General features: G+C 65.7%; 15 protein-coding genes. 2 read left to right on the plus strand and 13 right to left on the minus strand.

Annotated elements, in window-relative coordinates; all coding sequences use genetic code 11:
• From TX78_RS13675 to TX78_RS12530, 3 genes are all read right to left on the minus strand, one after another.
• On the minus strand, positions 1 to 966 hold a 966-nt coding region (locus tag TX78_RS13675; protein WP_158644297.1), incomplete at its 3' end, for a sigma-70 family RNA polymerase sigma factor.
• Positions 967 to 1,066: 100 nt separating this feature from the next.
• Positions 1,067 to 1,540, minus strand: coding sequence for a tRNA (cytidine(34)-2'-O)-methyltransferase (locus tag TX78_RS04640; protein ID WP_233722160.1), 474 nt, complete (start codon positions 1,538 to 1,540; stop codon positions 1,067 to 1,069).
• A gap of 67 nt (positions 1,541 to 1,607) precedes the next feature.
• Positions 1,608 to 2,636, minus strand: coding sequence for a J domain-containing protein (locus TX78_RS12530; RefSeq protein WP_049897456.1), 1,029 nt, complete (start codon positions 2,634 to 2,636; stop codon positions 1,608 to 1,610).
• Between the two features lie 99 nt (positions 2,637 to 2,735).
• On the opposite strand from TX78_RS12530, the gene TX78_RS04655 reads away from it, so the two are divergent.
• Complete coding sequence (locus tag TX78_RS04655; protein ID WP_233722161.1) at positions 2,736 to 3,932, plus strand: cysteine desulfurase family protein; 1,197 nt, start codon at positions 2,736 to 2,738, stop codon at positions 3,930 to 3,932.
• A 95-nt stretch (positions 3,933 to 4,027) separates the two neighbouring features.
• Here the strand turns inward: TX78_RS04655 and TX78_RS12535 are convergent, their stop codons facing one another.
• From TX78_RS12535 to TX78_RS04705, 10 genes are all read right to left on the minus strand, one after another.
• Positions 4,028 to 4,687 (minus strand): DUF6226 family protein, encoded by a 660-nt coding sequence (locus tag TX78_RS12535; RefSeq protein ID WP_147640417.1) that lies wholly within the window; start codon positions 4,685 to 4,687, stop codon positions 4,028 to 4,030.
• A 261-nt stretch (positions 4,688 to 4,948) separates the two neighbouring features.
• Entirely contained in the window at positions 4,949 to 6,043 is a 1,095-nt protein-coding gene (locus tag TX78_RS04665; protein ID WP_049897459.1) for a uroporphyrinogen decarboxylase/cobalamine-independent methonine synthase family protein, read from the minus strand.
• Complete coding sequence (locus TX78_RS04670) at positions 6,040 to 6,405, minus strand: chorismate mutase (protein ID WP_044494088.1); 366 nt, start codon at positions 6,403 to 6,405, stop codon at positions 6,040 to 6,042. Before TX78_RS04670 ends, TX78_RS04665 begins: the two co-directional genes overlap by 4 nt.
• A 44-nt stretch (positions 6,406 to 6,449) precedes the next feature.
• Positions 6,450 to 7,367 carry a hypothetical protein gene (locus tag TX78_RS04675; protein WP_044494090.1) on the minus strand — a complete coding sequence of 306 codons (918 nt, stop codon included), beginning with the start codon at positions 7,365 to 7,367 and terminating at the stop codon, positions 6,450 to 6,452.
• Between the two features lie 155 nt (positions 7,368 to 7,522).
• Positions 7,523 to 8,707 carry a tRNA 2-thiouridine(34) synthase MnmA gene (gene mnmA / locus TX78_RS04680; RefSeq protein ID WP_044494092.1) on the minus strand — a complete coding sequence of 395 codons (1,185 nt, stop codon included), beginning with the start codon at positions 8,705 to 8,707 and terminating at the stop codon, positions 7,523 to 7,525.
• Positions 8,708 to 9,125: 418 nt separating this feature from the next.
• A complete protein-coding gene (locus TX78_RS04685; RefSeq protein WP_044494094.1) occupies positions 9,126 to 10,427 on the minus strand; it encodes a DUF58 domain-containing protein in 1,302 nt (433 codons plus the stop codon).
• 28 nt (positions 10,428 to 10,455) lie between these two features.
• Positions 10,456 to 11,412 carry an AAA family ATPase gene (locus tag TX78_RS04690; RefSeq protein ID WP_044494095.1) on the minus strand — a complete coding sequence of 319 codons (957 nt, stop codon included), beginning with the start codon at positions 11,410 to 11,412 and terminating at the stop codon, positions 10,456 to 10,458.
• On the minus strand, positions 11,399 to 12,739 hold the full coding sequence (locus TX78_RS04695) for a DUF4350 domain-containing protein (protein WP_044494096.1): 1,341 nt from the start codon (positions 12,737 to 12,739) through the stop codon (positions 11,399 to 11,401). Before TX78_RS04695 ends, TX78_RS04690 begins: the two co-directional genes overlap by 14 nt.
• A complete protein-coding gene (locus tag TX78_RS12540) occupies positions 12,736 to 13,479 on the minus strand; it encodes a DUF4129 domain-containing protein (RefSeq protein ID WP_049897461.1) in 744 nt (247 codons plus the stop codon). Before TX78_RS12540 ends, TX78_RS04695 begins: the two co-directional genes overlap by 4 nt.
• Positions 13,476 to 14,558, minus strand: a complete 1,083-nt coding sequence (locus TX78_RS04705; RefSeq protein ID WP_044494097.1) for a V-type ATP synthase subunit I domain-containing protein — start codon at positions 14,556 to 14,558, stop codon at positions 13,476 to 13,478. The genes TX78_RS12540 and TX78_RS04705 overlap by 4 nt, the downstream gene beginning before the upstream one ends.
• 126 nt (positions 14,559 to 14,684) lie before the next feature.
• Between TX78_RS04705 and mtrA the strand changes: the two genes are divergently transcribed.
• On the plus strand, positions 14,685 to 15,368 hold the full coding sequence (gene mtrA, locus TX78_RS04710; protein WP_044494098.1) for an MtrAB system response regulator MtrA: 684 nt from the start codon (positions 14,685 to 14,687) through the stop codon (positions 15,366 to 15,368).
• Positions 15,369 to 15,446 lie beyond the last annotated feature (78 nt).

Raw genomic sequence — 15,446 nt, forward strand, 5'->3', positions numbered from 1 at the left:
GTTCCGGTTGACCCCGCTGCCGCGCTCGACATCCTTGCGGGTCACTGCAGCGCGCAGGATCGGGTCAGGCTCGGACTCCCGCTCGGTGCGCTGGGTGTGCAGCCTGGTCATCGCATCCCGCAGTCGGGATTTCACGCTCGGCAGCGCCGCCCCCACACTCTGGGCCAGCTGGTGGTGCGAGAGGCCGCTCAGATACGTCAGCGCCAGGGCCTGTGCCTGAGAGTCTGACAGGGCCAGCAGGTCCTCGAGGATCTCCTCGGGCAGACCGGCGACGCCGCCCCCGTCGCTCTGGGCCACCGCGGTCAGCTGGATCGGTTCGGCTGCCCCTTCACGGAAGCGCTCCACAAAAATCCGGTGCGCCAACGGCACCAACCACTCCAGGACCTGCTCGTATTCGTTCGGCCGGTACTCAGCGGGGGCCTCCTGATCACCCTGCTGTTCCGCGGTGAAGTCTGCATATTCGTCCGTCAGCAGCTGCGAGGCCTGGGTCTGCAGGCGCAGATCACGGGCCCGGGCATCAGCCTGGTCCCACAGGTGCTGGTACACCGCCACGGTGGAAGCCTGTGCACCAGCCGGCTCGGCATGCATCAGCAGCGCCAGGCCGTAGATGACATCCGAGGTGGACTCATAGAACGCCGAGAATGAGGCAGTCTCACCGCGGGCAGTGCCGGTCAGCAGCTCGGCGAGAGTGGGCTCCACGGGTTCGCCCGCAGGTTCTGCCTCGCGGTCAGCAGCGGAGTCTGTATCCGGATCGGCCGGGGCTGCAGCGCCGTCGTCGAACTCATGCGGTTCCTCTTCCGTGCTGCCGCTGGCATACGAGAGCGGGGATTCCGAAGAGCTCCCGGGCTGTGCCCGCTGAGGCAGTTCATCCTGACGGTACTCGTCACCGGCCTCGGCAGATTCGGCTGCGGCCGGATCCTCAGGGTGTCGCGGGTCGTGAGTCTCGCGCTCGGGGTCGGTGCTCATGATGGTGAGTGTAGTCAGCCCCGCGCCGTCAGGGCATGACCAACACCCTGCCGGTGGCCCGGCTTGCCCAGCTGAACGGGTCGATGACCGGGGGGTGGGATTAGACTGCGCCGTCGAACCCTTGCTGCCGCCAGGCTTCATAGACTGCGATAGAGACGGAGTTGGCCAGATTCAGCGAGCGGCGCCCGGGAAGCATAGGGATGCGCACCAGATCCGTGATGCGGCTGTCCTGCTTGACGTGATCGTCCAACCCGGTGGACTCCCGGCCGAAGAGCAGCACATCCCCTGGGCGGTACTTGATATCGACGTGCCGGGTGTTGCCCTCACCGGTGAAGGCGAAGATCCGCTGCGGGTTCAGCGCGGCATAAGCAGCCTCGAGGTTCTCGTGTTCGGTCATCACCGCCAGATCGTGATAATCCAATCCCGCGCGACGCAGCTTGGTATCGGAGAAGTCGAAGAGGGTGGGTCCGGCAATGTGAAGTTCAAAGCCGGTGATAGCCGCCAGCCGGATGAGATTGCCGGTATTGCCGGGGATCTCCGGCTGGTCAAGAATCACGCGCAGGTTAGTAGACACCTAAGACATTCTGGCAAACCTCTACGGCCGCTGCTCAGAGAGGCGCTGCTCAGGGGTGGGGCGCTGCTCAGTCGACGTCGGGGGTGGCCAGCTGGTCACGCAGGGCGGTCATCAGATGTCTGTCCACCAGGTTCGCCTGCGCGGAGGCGGCAAGGGTCTCGGCGATCAGCGACAGTGCTCGGCCGGCCGGCAGCGGGGCGGCTCCGGAGGCCACGCCACGGGATTCCACCACCGGATGGAAGAGGTCTCCGTCGGGGGAGTGCAGGATCACCTGAGTGTGGGTCTGCAGTGCGGGCGCATCACCGGCGGCCCGCGCAGTTTCCTGCAGGGTCCCGCGCAGCCGACGGACTGCCGCGCTGAGGTTGGGCAGCGGGATGGTTCTGCCGCGGGCTCGCAGCGCGCGTCCATCCCAGGAGACCGCATCGGCCGGCACCTCGAAGGAGGCCACCAGTACCAGCGTCTGACCGCAGGCCACCACATGCTCGGCCCGCTGATCACCGCGTGGAGTACGACGACGCCCGCGACGGTCAGTCTCCACCGGATCCAGCAGCACATCATTAAACAGCCGTGCCGCAGGAAGCTGTCCCAGCACATGCTTCTCCAGCAGAGCCGCAGTGCGCTGCTGCACACGCTGACTCCGGCTGCCGAAGAGCCCGCGTGCGACGAACTCTCCATGGACTTTCTGACTCGTCAGCGTCAGGGAGAGGGGCTCGGGGTTCGATAGCGGGGGTTCGTAGCGCGGGGGCTGATCGGCCTGCGGTGAACGGCTTGTGCCGCGTCGTCGCGAGTCCGTCCCGTTCTGCCCCCGGGCCGAGGCGGCACCGGAGGTGGAGGCGGTGAAGCTGCGGGAGTAGATGCCGGAGGCCCCGGCGTCGTCGTCGGTCTCCTGCGGGATCTCCCGGGACCGGTCATAGGCCGCGCGCTTCTCAGGAGTGCCTAGTGTCTCCCAGGCCAACTGCACCTGGTGGAACTCCTCTGCGGAGCCGCCCTGGTCCGGGTGGGTCTGGCGGGCCCGACGGCGGTAGGCAGCGCGCAGTGACTGCGCATCGGCCTGGGGCGCCACTTGCAGCACCGCGTAGAAATCGGGCTCACTCATCAGTGCATAAGACTACCGCCCAGCAGTCCCTGCATTTGGTCGCCGGAAGGATCTCATCTGCAGGAGAAAATGCCGGTAGGCGGCGTAGAATCGCACACCGTGCAGCCCTCCCGCTATTTCGACCATGCCGCCACCACACCGGTGAAGCCCACGGCCATCCGCGTGCTGACTGAGCAGATGCCGCAGCTGGCCAATCCCTCTTCGCTGCACGGGGCAGGACGGCGGGCCCGACTGGCCGTGGATTCGGCGCGCGCCCAGCTTGCAGCTGCTGCTGGGGCCCACCCCAGCGAGGTGATCTTCACCTCCGGCGGCACTGAGGCAGACAACCTGGCCCTCAAGGGGCTGTGGTGGCAGCGCAGGTCTGAGGATTCCCGGCGCCACCGGATTCTGCTTCCGGGAATCGAGCATCACGCGGTGCTGGACACCGCCGAATGGTTGGAGAGCCATGAGGGCGCCCAGCTGGACATCATTGAGGTGGACGGCGACGGCGTGCTCAATCTGGAGTCCTTGAAGCGGCTGCTGAGCCGTCAGCCGGAGACCATCGCGCTGGTGACCGCGATGTGGGCCAATAATGAGACCGGCGCGATCCAGCCGGTGCCCGAGATTGCCCGGCTCTGTGCTGAGGCCGGGGTTCCGTTCCACACTGACGCGGTGCAGGCCTTCGGCAGCGTACCGGTCAGTTTCAGTGAATCAGGGGCCTCCACTATGGCGATCAGTGGCCATAAGATCGGCGCTCCGGTGGGGGTCGGGGCACTGCTGGTGCGCCGCGATGTGAAGCTGACCCCGGTGCTGCACGGCGGGGGACAGGAGCGCGATATCCGATCCGGCACCTTAGATGCCGCGGGGATCTGTGCGTTCGCGGCCGTGGCGGAGGAGACCGTGGGTGCTCTGGAGGCGGAGTCCGCCCGGCTTGCCGGTTTGCGCGATGAGCTTCTGGAGGCGGTGGCGGGCCTTGAGGGGGTGACGCTGCGCGGACCTGATCCGCGGGTGGTTCCGGAGAAGCGGCTGCCGAACAATCTGCACATCACCGTTGACGGTGCCGAGGGGGATTCGGTGCTGTTCATGCTGGACATGGCGGGCTTTGATACCGCCACCGGGTCAGCATGCACCGCGGGTGTGCCCCGGGCATCCCATGTACTGTTGGCCATGGGCCTGAGTGAGGCCGAGGCTCGTGGGGCTCAGCGCTTCTCGCTGGGCTGGACCACCACCGCCGAGGACGTGCAGGCACTGGCAGGCTCGCTGCCGAGCGTGATCCAGCAGGCCCGAGCCGCCGGTATGGCAGCTGACCGGCGTTGAGGACGGGTGCACGCGCACTGACCCAGAATTTGTTTCACGAAACCCGCGTTTTGGGCCTCATGTGAAACAAACGCTGGGTCCTGACACCAGCACAGTCACGCCTTTTCCGCAGATTTAAGCGGCCACGGCTGCCATCTGCCATCGGGCAGCGCGCTCAGAGTCTGCGTGGCTGCCCTGCGGATATCCGCACTGAGACCTTCGGCTGACTCGGAGCTGCGACCACTGCCATCAGCCGTAGTCAAGGACCACTGCCACCCGTTCGTCAGCAGCCGCTCGTGAAACCTGCCCTCGGCCACAGCGAGCACCAGCTCTTCCAACTCCTGGACGAGGTGCTCTAGGTCATCATCACAGGCATCGCACCCGCAGACCGGAAAGAGCTGCTGCTGCTCGACCAGCCTAGCCACCAGCCCAGCCTGTACGACGACGCCCGGGAAGTCCGTCCATGCCAGACGCAGCGGTGCACTCATTGGAGAGGACGGTGTCAGCCGCAGTTCCCGGTGCGTGCTGGTGCCTTCGCCAGGTTTCTCCCGGGTGAACCAGGAGTCCTGCTCGAGGTGCACATCGTAGGTGGAGGTGAGATGCTCCAGCAGCGCATCGGCTACTTGGTGCAGGGGTGCGAAACGCTCTGGATGTGTGCTCACGCTGTAGGAGTCCTCGGGAGGCTGCCCGTCCCAACGGTGCCCGTAGCGGATCGGCTGGCCGGCCGGGTCGGGATAGTCCAGGTCCGGCAACCTCGGCCGGTGGTAAGTAGTCACGCGCTTAAGCCTGCGGCCAAAGCCAGGCGGCGTCAATGAGAATCCCTTGCTGCAGCGCCCTGGGCTTCTCAGGTCTTGGCGGCACCGCCTGCCGCCACAACGGGTGGGAACCTGCCGTGAACGCCTCGTGAAATCCCACCGGTTGTTGCGGATCTGCGGTCTGTCGGTGCAGTTTGCGCAACAACGAATGGGACGCTGCGCCGGGGGCTCCACGGGCCGCCCCTGCGCGCGCAGGCAGCGCGGACAAGCGCGTCGCTCTGCCTAGCCCTCGTTGATGTGTTCTGTCAGCGCTTCTGCGGTATCGCGGATGCGGGTAGCCAACCGCATCGCCTGCGCCTGACCCACCTGTCCCAGCAGTGAGCGATCCTGCGCACCGAATGGGGTGACTGTCACTGCACCCAACGCGTTCAGCGGCATGCCCAGGCGCTGCCAGGGCTGCAGCAGCCGAGCGGAAAGGTCGGTGACCTGCGGCAGGCCGGTGGGTCCGGCTGCCGTCGGGGCCGCTTCACCGGCGCGCAGCAGTCCAGCAGAGAAAAGCGCGCCGCCTTCGGCGAGCTCCGCGACCCGTTCCCAGTCTGGAGTTCCCAACAGTGGCACAGCGATCCCGAATCCGTCTACCCGCGCCTGGTTACGACTGAAGAAATCCTCCGCCTGCTCAGCAGTTACCGCGGTCCCGAAGTCCAACAGCACCTCATCTGCCCCGGCGGTGCGCAGGGCATCCACCACCGCGCCCAGCAGTGACCTAGTCTCGTCCCGGGACACCGCGCGCAGGGACTGATATCCGCTGACGGTAGGGACCTGGGCCGTCCGCACCCGGGCGTAATCGGGCTCCAGGATCACCACAGATAACGACGACGGCGCCACGGCTCGGCGCACATGGGCCACGTGCTCAGCCGCACCGGCCGCCAGTGACTCGGCCAGATCCCGCCGCGCGCCATGATCGGCCAGCACCTTCTCACCGCCGGGCAGTGCCAGCCCCGCTGCGAAGCTCACTGGCCCCAGCATCTCCAGACGCAAGGGGCCGACGTCGTCGCCTTGATCAGCGCGAGCACCACGAACATCAGCCAGGGTGTCCACATCAGAGCGCAGCAGCTGTGCGGCGCGCTGATGATCTGCCCCTGGCCGCGGCACCAGGCGCCAGCCGTAGGAGGTCAGCTCCGTATAGAGCTCGGAGAGTTGGGCACTCGCACGGCCCAGCAGCGATGCGTGGTGGCCCCTGTCCGGCAGCTCAGCGAGCGCCCCCATATGGGGTGCGCTGAACTCGGATTCAAGCAGCTGATACGCCTGATCCACCGCCGGGCCGGACATGACTGCCGGGGCAGCTGAGCGAATCAGGTTGACGGTGCTCCCGCTCACCGCTGCTGCGGTTCCTGCGGGCCGCCTTCAGACGCGGTTTCGGAAATGGCCTGGTGGTGGCGGATGACTTCCTCGATGATGAAGTTCAGGAACTTCTCGGCGAACTCCGGGTCCAACTGGGCGTCCTCGGCGAGCCGCTTCAGCCGGGCGATCTGGTTCTTCTCACGGGCCGGATCGGCAGGGGGCAGCTGATGCTTGGCCTTGAGCACACCCACCCGCTGGGTGGCCTTGAACCGCTCTGCCAGCAGATGCACCAGCGCGGCGTCGATATTGTCGATGCTGGATCGCATAGAGAGCAGCTCTTCAAGCACCTCGGGTTCTACGTACTGGGCTGCTTCGCCGGCGCGGGGATCAGTGCTCATGGTCCAAGCCTAGCGGCTGAGCTGCCAGCATTTAGTTCTGCGGCTCACATGCAGAGACCATCGTCGCTGACTCCGCGCATGCACAGCGCCGTCCGCTCCACCTGGGAGAGCTCATAGCCCGCATCGCGCTCTTCCACAGTGACGAACAGACGGTCCCCGGCGACTGAATCATCCATCATTCCGGTGGCATCAACGATGTAGTAATCCACGTCCACAAAATCGGGGTTATTAACGATCTCCACATCCGGGCCGTCCTCGGCTTGGCCCTCTTCACCCCAGTCCGCGGTGTGCAGTTCTGCTACCTGCAGTGCCAGTTCTTCAGGATCTGCGGAGGCTGAGACCTGATCGGCGTACTGATCGGTGATGTCCTCATGCTCGCCGAAGTAATAGAGGTGTCCGGCCTGCACCCACCCATAGCCGTCAGCCAGCTGGATCTCGATCCAGCTCTGCTCTGATTCCGGCACGTAACGTTCGCGACCGCCCAGCAGCACCGTATCGCCGGCAAACACCTCACCGACCATTTCATCCATCTCGCCCTCGAGTGTGGGCACCGCAAGTACCGGCAACGGCCCGGCGGTGCCGATGACGCCGACCGCCTCGCCCTCGCGGGAGAAGTAAGTCTCGGCTGATTCTCCCGGCAGATCGGCATCATCTACGCGGTCAGTGCCGCCGATGGGCAGCTCGGGCTCGGGATCTGCTGCTGTCTCGGTCGTATCCGCTGGGGGCTCTTCGGTGCCGGTGCCGGTGGCGCCGTCGTCGGTTTCGGGGGTATCGGTCGCCTCATCCTCGGTGTCGGTGGGCTCCGGAGTAGACGGGGTCGCCTGGTCCTGTTCTGTCGCGGTCGGAGCGGGTTCGCCCTCCTGATCCGGGGTGCATGCGCTGAGTGCCAGTAGCGCCGCGGTACTCAATGCGGCCGCTGCGGAGAGTCTGCGGGCTGGCTTACGAGACGTTCCGTACTGCATCGTTACTGTCCTCTGCGGTCGGTTCCAGTGCCATGTTCCAGCCTTGGAGGGGCAGCTGAACACAGCCTCAGAAAGGAATCACAAGTGTGTTGCAGAACGGAATCAGGGGTTCATCACCACTTCGCCGAAACCCCGGTCGAACAGCCCGGGGTTGCTCAGGCGGGCTGGTAGTTGCGGGAGCGCGCGGTGTCGATCGTGGCTTGCCCCAGGACTCGGGTGTCCTGGTACATAACAGCGGTCTGACCGGGGGCAACTCCCTTGAGCGGGTCCTGCAGCTCCACCACCAGGGTGGGTGCGGCCGCGGCGTCGCCGTCGCCCTCTGGATGAGCTGCGTCTTCGGCTGGACCTGAGTCCTCGGCTGGATCGGGGGCTTCCACACGAGCCCGGGCGGGCACCGGATCTGCATGGGCGCGGATCTGCAGTTGGATCTCGAACCACTCGCCGCTGGCGGCCTCGGGTACCGGCTTACCGGCCCAGGACAGCCGGATGCCGGTGATTCGGTCGATCTCCAGCAGCTCTTGGGGTCCAGCCACCACAGTGTTGTCCTTGGGGCGGATCTCCAGTACGAAGCGCGGCTTGCCATCAGGGGCGGGCCGACCCAGTTTCAGGCCGCGGCGCTGGCCCACGGTGTAGGCCTCCGCGCCCCCGTGTTCGCCGATCTGGTTGCCCTCAGCGTCAAGGATCGGGCCGTTCTTCAGCTCGATCTGCTCCGCCAGCCAGCCGCGGGTGTCGCCGTCGGGGATGAAGCAGATGTCGTGGGAATCCGGCTTCTGCGCCACGGACAGCCCGCGCTCAGCGGCCTCAGCGCGCACCAGATCCTTCGAGGGAGTGTCTCCCAGGGGGAAGTAGCAGTGCGCCAGCTGCTGTTCGTTGAGCACGCCCAGCACATAGGACTGATCCTTGGTCCAGGTGGCGGCACGGTGCAGCTCCCGGCCGTTCTCGGTCTCGATGATCTTGGCGTAGTGACCGGTAGCCACCGCGTCGAAGCCCAGCGCGATGGCCTTGTCCAGCAGCGCCTCGAACTTGATCTTCTCGTTGCAGCGCATACAGGGGTTGGGGGTGCGGCCGGCGGCGTATTCGGAGATGAAGTCATCCACCACATCGGCCTTGAAGCGCTCGGAGAAGTCCCATACGTAGAACGGGATGCCCAGCTTCTCGCAGGCCCGCCACGCATCAGAGGAGTCCTCAATGGTGCAGCAGCCGCGTGAGCCGGTCCGCAGCGTTCCGGGCATGCGGGAGAGCGCCAGGTGTACGCCGACCACTTCATGGCCAGCATCCACGGCGCGCGCGGCGGCGACGGCGGAATCAACGCCGCCAGACATTGCTGCAAGGACTTTCATAGCTGCTTTCTACGGTACGGACTCAACCCCAGCGGGGACAATACGAGCCGACGTCGGCTCACTCACACTGATCATCTCAGCAGGCGGTTCAGATGCGCCTGAGATGAAGACCCGCTGGGGAAACTCCAAGGCATAACGACGACGGCGGCAGCGGCATTCCCAGAGTTCAGTGGTCAGTATGTCCGCCAAACGGGGCCAAAACCCGGCGTTTTAAGAGACAAAGCGACCACTCAACATGGTGCGAGTCTCAGCGGCCGCCCGCCAGGTACGCGCCACTAGACCCGCGCGGCTCCCAGCCCTGTTCGGTCACGCGTTTTCACCGTAGTTTCGGTCCCCCGGAGCGATGTACCGCCGAAAGTAGCGGCAGAATGCGTGACCGAACGCAGCACAGGGCTTCCCCGGCAGGGTTCCCCGCGTCTCAGAGCTTCCCGGTGGCCTTCAGCCTGATGTAGGCATCGGCCAGCGCCGGCGGCAGCTCCTCAGGTGCCGCTTCCACCACCTCAACGCCCATGGCCGAAAGCTCCGCGGCAACAGTCCGGTGTTCGATCAGCGTCCGCTCCGCTGCCGCGGCCCGGTACACCTGGGCTGCCGTACCCCGCTGCTGGCCACGGCGCTGCAGCTCCGGATCCTGCACTGAGGCCACCACCACTCGGTGCTTGGCGGTCAACGTCGGCAGCACCGGCAGCAGCCCTTCCTGCAGAGAGGCCGAATCCAGCGCGGTCAGCACCACAACCAGGGAACGGTGTGAACTGACCGCGGCGACCTGAGCCGGCAGCTGCGAGAAATCTGCCTCCACCAGTACCGGCTCCACCGGCGCCATCGACGTGGCCATCAGATTGAGGAAGTCCCCGCGCTCCGAGGATGAGGCGCGCGCTACCAGCTGACGCTGGAAGGCCATGAAGTCCACTCGATCACCGGCTGAGGAGGCCAAAGCTCCCAGCAGCAGAGCCGCCTCGATTCCGGCATTGAGCCGAGGCTCATCCTCCACCCGGGCCGCCGAGGTGCGAGAAGCGTCTAAGCAGAGGATCACCCGGCGGTCCCGCTCGGGCCGCCAAGTGCGCACCACAAGATGTCCGCCGGCACCGTCCTGCCGCCGCGCCGTGGCGCGCCAGTCGATGGAGCGCACATCATCACCGCGCACATAGTCGCGCAGCGAGTCGAACTCCGTGCCGGCTCCGCGCAGCTGCACTGCCGTAGTGCCGTCGAGCTCACGCAGTCGGCGCAGCTTCGAGGGCAGATGCCGGCGGGAACGGAACTCCGGCAGCACCCGCAGCTCATGAGCCACATGATGCACCACCTGTCGGCCTGCTAAGCCCATCGGCCCTATTGAACGGATTGTGATGTGCTCACTGCGCAGGTTACCGCGCCGCTTCGGGGTCAGCCGAACCTGCACGGTGGTGGCACCCCCGGCCGATACCTGCAGCCGCTGCAAGCCATCCTCGGCCCCGGCTGTGGGCTGCCAGCCGTCCTTGACCCAGCCGCGCAGTGCCCGTGCACCTGAGTTTTCCACCCGGGTGCCCGCCGTCGTGGTCTCTGAGCTGCGCAGCGGTCCCACCGGTTCACGGACAACCTTCAGCCGCCGGGGGGAGCCGGCAAGCAGCACGTCAGCCAGGATCAGTGCCGCCAGCAGCACCATCCACAGCCAGAAGAGACCGGGAAGTACGACGACGGCTAAGGCCAGTCCCAGCGTCACCCACAGCAGGCGAGGTGTGAAGATCATGAGGTTCTCGGCAAATCCGGGGCAGCTATCAGCGCGGCACCGCGGTGGAGGCCAGGATGCCCTGCAGGACATCATCAGCCCCGGCACCGTCCATGGCGGCCTCGGGGGTCAGCGAGACCCGGTGGCGCAGCGCAGGTACGGCCAGCGCCTTCACATCATCGGGGGTGACATATTCACGGCCGGAGAGCCAGGCCCAGGCCTTTGCGGCGTTCATCAGTGCGGTGGCACCGCGCGGGGAGACTCCCAGCTGGAAGCTCGGCGCCTGCCGGGTGGCCCGGGCGATGTCCACGATGTAGCCGACGACCTCGGGAGCAATACTCACCTGGCCCACTGCCTGCCGGGCGGCGATGATGTCCGAGGCGCCTGCCACCGCGCGGACACCGGCGGCTGCCAGATCCGAGGGGTTGAAGCCGGCAGCGTGGCGGCGGATGACTTCGACCTCATCCTCCCGAGCCGGCAGCGCCAGGGTGACCTTCAGCAGGAAACGGTCCAGCTGGGCTTCTGGCAGCGGGTAGGTGCCTTCATACTCCACCGGGTTCTGGGTGGCAGCTACCAGGAACGGGTCCGGCAGCCGGCGGCCGATACCGTCTACAGAGACCTGGCGCTCTTCCATCGCCTCCAGCAGTGAGGCTTGGGTCTTGGGCGGGGTGCGGTTGATCTCATCGGCCAGCAGCAGATTCGTGAAGACCGGCCCCTCGCGGAAGCTGAAGTCCCCGGTGCGGGAGTCATAGACCAGGGAGCCGGTGACATCGCCGGGCATCAGATCCGGGGTGAACTGCACACGGGCAGTATCCAAGCTCAGGGAGGCGGAAATGGCGCGCACCAACAGGGTCTTGGCCACACCGGGCACGCCTTCTAGCAGCACGTGGCCGCGCACCAACAGCCCGATGATCACACTGCTGACCGCAGCATCCTGTCCGACGACGGCCTTGGCCACTTCTTCTCGGACTGCGGCCAGCTTGCCGCGCAGATCATCGCTGCTCATCGTTCTCCTTCATTGTTGTGCTGGCATCACTGGGTTCATCGGCGCGGCACAGACCCAGCTGCACGCGCACCTCACGATCAAGAGTCTGCAGAGCCTGAGCATAGGACACTAGCTCGCGATGGTTGGCCGGACGCTGCTGCTGCAGCAGGGCAGTGACTTCCACCTCTGGGCGTCCGGTATGTCTGGCTGCTGATTCGGCCACAATCTGCGCCGCAGGGTGCCGACCCAGGCGCAGCAGTCTGGCAAGCTTCAGCAGCGCAGCATTGCGCAGTACTGCAGCGGCGGCGGTGACGGCACCGCTGTGGCTGTACATCCGTGCCCGGCCCTCGGCGGCCTCAGATGCCGGGACCTCCACAGGCAGCGGCTCGGTGACCACCGGTCCGTAGCGCCGTCCGTAGGCAACTGCGCCCACAACGGTCCCCAGCAATAGCCAGCCAGCCAGCGGCCAGAACCACCGGGGCAGGAAATCCCAGGGCGAACTCCATTGCTGGACGTCAAGAAGTTCAGCCGCACCTGGGGTGTACCAGATCAGCTGGCTCGAACTGTTCTGTGCGGAGGCGAAATCGCCGTCCTGCGGGGCGGTTGACTCCGAGACCACGGTCCCAGCTGCTGCTGCGCGGAAGAGGCCCAGGCCTACCGCGGCATTGCCTTCGGCAGTGATGTGCCGATTGGTGAAGGCCTCAGGTGCAGCGAAGGCAATCCCATGGTCGGTGGGGACCAGAGCGTACTCGCCACCGGCTTCGCCCTCCCAGATGGGGAAGCATCCTTCCGGGGCGCTCAGCGTCTCGCCCTGTGCCTGAAGGCTTCCGGCGCTGCGGGCGAACTCCAACTGGCAGTGCAGTCCGGGGGACAACGTCTCCGCGATGCCTGTTGCTGCGGAGGGAATCGGCAGCGCCGACCATATCCCCTCCAGCGCCAGCATCTCTTCCAGCAGGTAGGTATTCTCCGCTATCCAGACCACCGCGGTCTGATCCTGGGCAGCGCGCTGACGCAGGGCGGCGCTGAACGCCTCGGGAGGGGTGAAGCCGTCAGAGAGTACGACGACGCCAGCCTCCGGGTGTTCTTGCATCAACCGCTGGGCTTCAGCAGCGGTGCGAGCCTGGTGGAGTGTGACACCCTCATGCTGAAGTACCTGCGCTAAAGCGGCATAGCCATTGAGATCGGTGTTCTGCAGACCATAGGGCCGGGACTCACGGTCGCTGGTCAGCTGCATGGCCACAGCAACAATGGCCCCCAGGACCAGCAGCGCGATCCAGAACTGCCAGCGCCCCAGAGCGGCGCGGGCGGCGGCACCGGTGCTGGCCACAGTGGTTGCGGGAGCGCTCATCGTGGTGCCGCCTGCGCTCCCGGAGCAGCTGAGCCGGAACGATTCTGAGGCCATTGCCCATCCTGGGCGGGATGCTCGTTTCGCAGCCGATACGCGGTAATCAGGGCTGCATCCAGGCGCAGCAGCTGATCGTAGTCGCGGTGGCCCAGCTGGACCCCGCCGTAGCGGGAAAGGTTGAACTTCTCCGCGGCACGAAAAATCTCCGGGGCCAGTGCCGGTACGCCCATGGCGTCCATGGCCGCGGTCTCCGCTGCAGGTGCATCAGCTCCGCCTGGGAAATAGGCGGCGAGGTCCGCCGCTGCTTCGGTGGCGGTGCGGCCGCGCTGATCCCGTAAGCCGTTTTCCTCGCCGGTGCGCACCATAGCCCGGAAGAGCTCACGGAAGGCCGCGTCATAGTCTCCGGCTCGCCGTCTGTCCTCGGCGCGCAGCCGCAGCTGCTCTGCGGTGACGCTCTCTTCGATATTCAGGGTCTGCTCTGCTGTGCCCGAGCGCTGCAGCCGGGGCCGGACTACCAGGATGCAGACAATGATGGCGCCAATGATAAGAACCGCAGCGATGATAGGCCCGTAGGGGATATTCACCGGCCCCACCTCCACACTGGCCTCCCCGAGCCAACTGAGGAACCGGTCCAGTGCCTGGCGCAGCGGACCGCTGTATTCCCGTTGGTAGCGCGGATCGGACAGCTCGCGTTCCAGAAGCTGGCGTCCCTGGTCGTCGGTGTAGGTGAGGCTCCCGGTCACCGTGAGCCTCCAGGAGCTGCCCCAGGGGCCGCAGATGGTGAGGCGAAATAGCGGGGGTCTAAATTGCGCGGGGCGAAGAACCGTGCAAGATGTTCAGGCGAGCCGGGCAGGACAGTAGCGGCGTCGTCGTCGCTCTGGGTCTGTCCCGCGTGCAGCAGCGCGACATCCAGCGCTTCCTGGCGAATCCGGCAGTTCAGGTACATCACCGCAGCAAGGGCACCGGCCAGTGCCATCATCAACGCGCTGAGCACATTGTCATAGAGATGTCCTGCTGCAAGAACCAGAAGTCCCAGGGACTCCCCGGAATCCTCTGCGGACTGCCAGGCGATCTCACCACCCAAGCCGGAGGCCAGAGCCGCCGGCATCGACGCCAGCATGATGGCGATTCCAACAATGAGATAGAACAAGGCGATCACGGCGATATTGCGCCACCACATACCGCGGTTCAGCGAAAATGAGCGGCCGATGGCGGCGAATGCGTTAAGCCGTTCGCTCACGATCACCACCGGACCGTACATGAAGGCCACGGTCAGCCAGCACAGCAGCAAGTAGAGTCCCGGCACAATCACGATGAGCCCCACGAACAGCGTCAGGCCCGCCAGGATCGCGCCGATGACCACGGCGATGAAGCCGATGATCGATAACAGCAGCCCCATAATCACCAGGTGGAGCAGCAGCCACCCCAGCTGCCGGGCACGCAAGAGCACTGTTTGCCGCAGTGTGGTGGGCAGCCCGTAGGCTGCACGCAGCGTGGGAATCACCAGCAGTCCCAACGAGACCGACATCAGCAGGCTGCCCAGCAGGGTGGAGATGGTCATCAGCAGCATGACTCTGCCGTCGCCTATGGCTGCCCAGGCCAGTTCGGCGTCGTCGAAGGCGGCAGGGTCAGTCAGCAGCCGGGTGAAGGAGTCGGTGCCGAAGAACGTCAGCACCAGCAGCGAGGCGGCGAAGTTCAGGACCCCGGCGAGGAAGGGCAGGCCCAGTGCGGCTCGGGGCGCATGACGGATCACAGCGAACGCCGCAGAGAACAGCTCATCCTGGGAGAGTGCTCTGAGGGGATAGGCAGTTCCGGCGGTCACACGCGTTAGCCTATCGCCTCATATATCCTGGGGAGTCAGCGGAGAGCATAGGCTTCGCTTATTCGTACGCATTCGCCGCGGCAGTCGCTGCGTGGGAGACCAGCCGCGGAATCAGGGAGGAGCCGGATGAAAGCCAGGATCCTGGTAGTCGACGACGACGAGGCGCTGTCGGAGATGATTGGCATCGTCCTGCGCAATGACGGCTTTGAGCCGACATTCTGCGCCACCGGCGATGGTGCGTTGGAGGCTTTCCGTTCCTCCGATCCTGATCTGGTGCTGCTGGACCTGATGCTGCCGGGCAAGGACGGTATTGAGGTCTGCCGCGAGATCCGTGATGAGGCCGATACCCCGGTCATCATGCTCACCGCCAAGTCGGATACCGCTGACGTGGTGCGCGGGCTGGAGGCCGGAGCTGATGACTATGTGCCGAAGCCGTTTAAACCTGCTGAGCTGATCGCCCGCGTCCGGGCACGGCTGCGCCCCTCGGATAAGCCTGGCCGGGCGGAGACTGAAACGCTGACTATCGGGGATCTGACCATTGACGTGGCTGGTCATGAGGTCCGCCGCGGAGACTCCAAGATCTCGCTGACTCCTCTTGAGTTTGATCTGCTCTCCACCTTGGCGAAGAAACCCTGGCAGGTCTTTAATCGCGAGATGCTGCTGGAGGAGGTCTGGGGCTACCGTCACCAGGCTGATACCCGGTTGGTCAATGTCCATGTGCAGCGACTGCGTTCGAAGGTGGAGAAGGACCCGGAGAGCCCAGAGATCATTCAGACCGTTCGCGGCATCGGCTACAAGGCCGGGGGATAGGGGAGCGCCGCTATCAGTCAGCAGAGCACCGCAGCAGCGGAGGAAGGTTCCGGCCGTCCGCTGCTGACCCTGGGGCGG

Source organism: Nesterenkonia massiliensis (assembly GCF_000455245.1).
GTDB lineage: Bacteria > Actinomycetota > Actinomycetes > Actinomycetales > Micrococcaceae > Nesterenkonia > Nesterenkonia rhizosphaerae.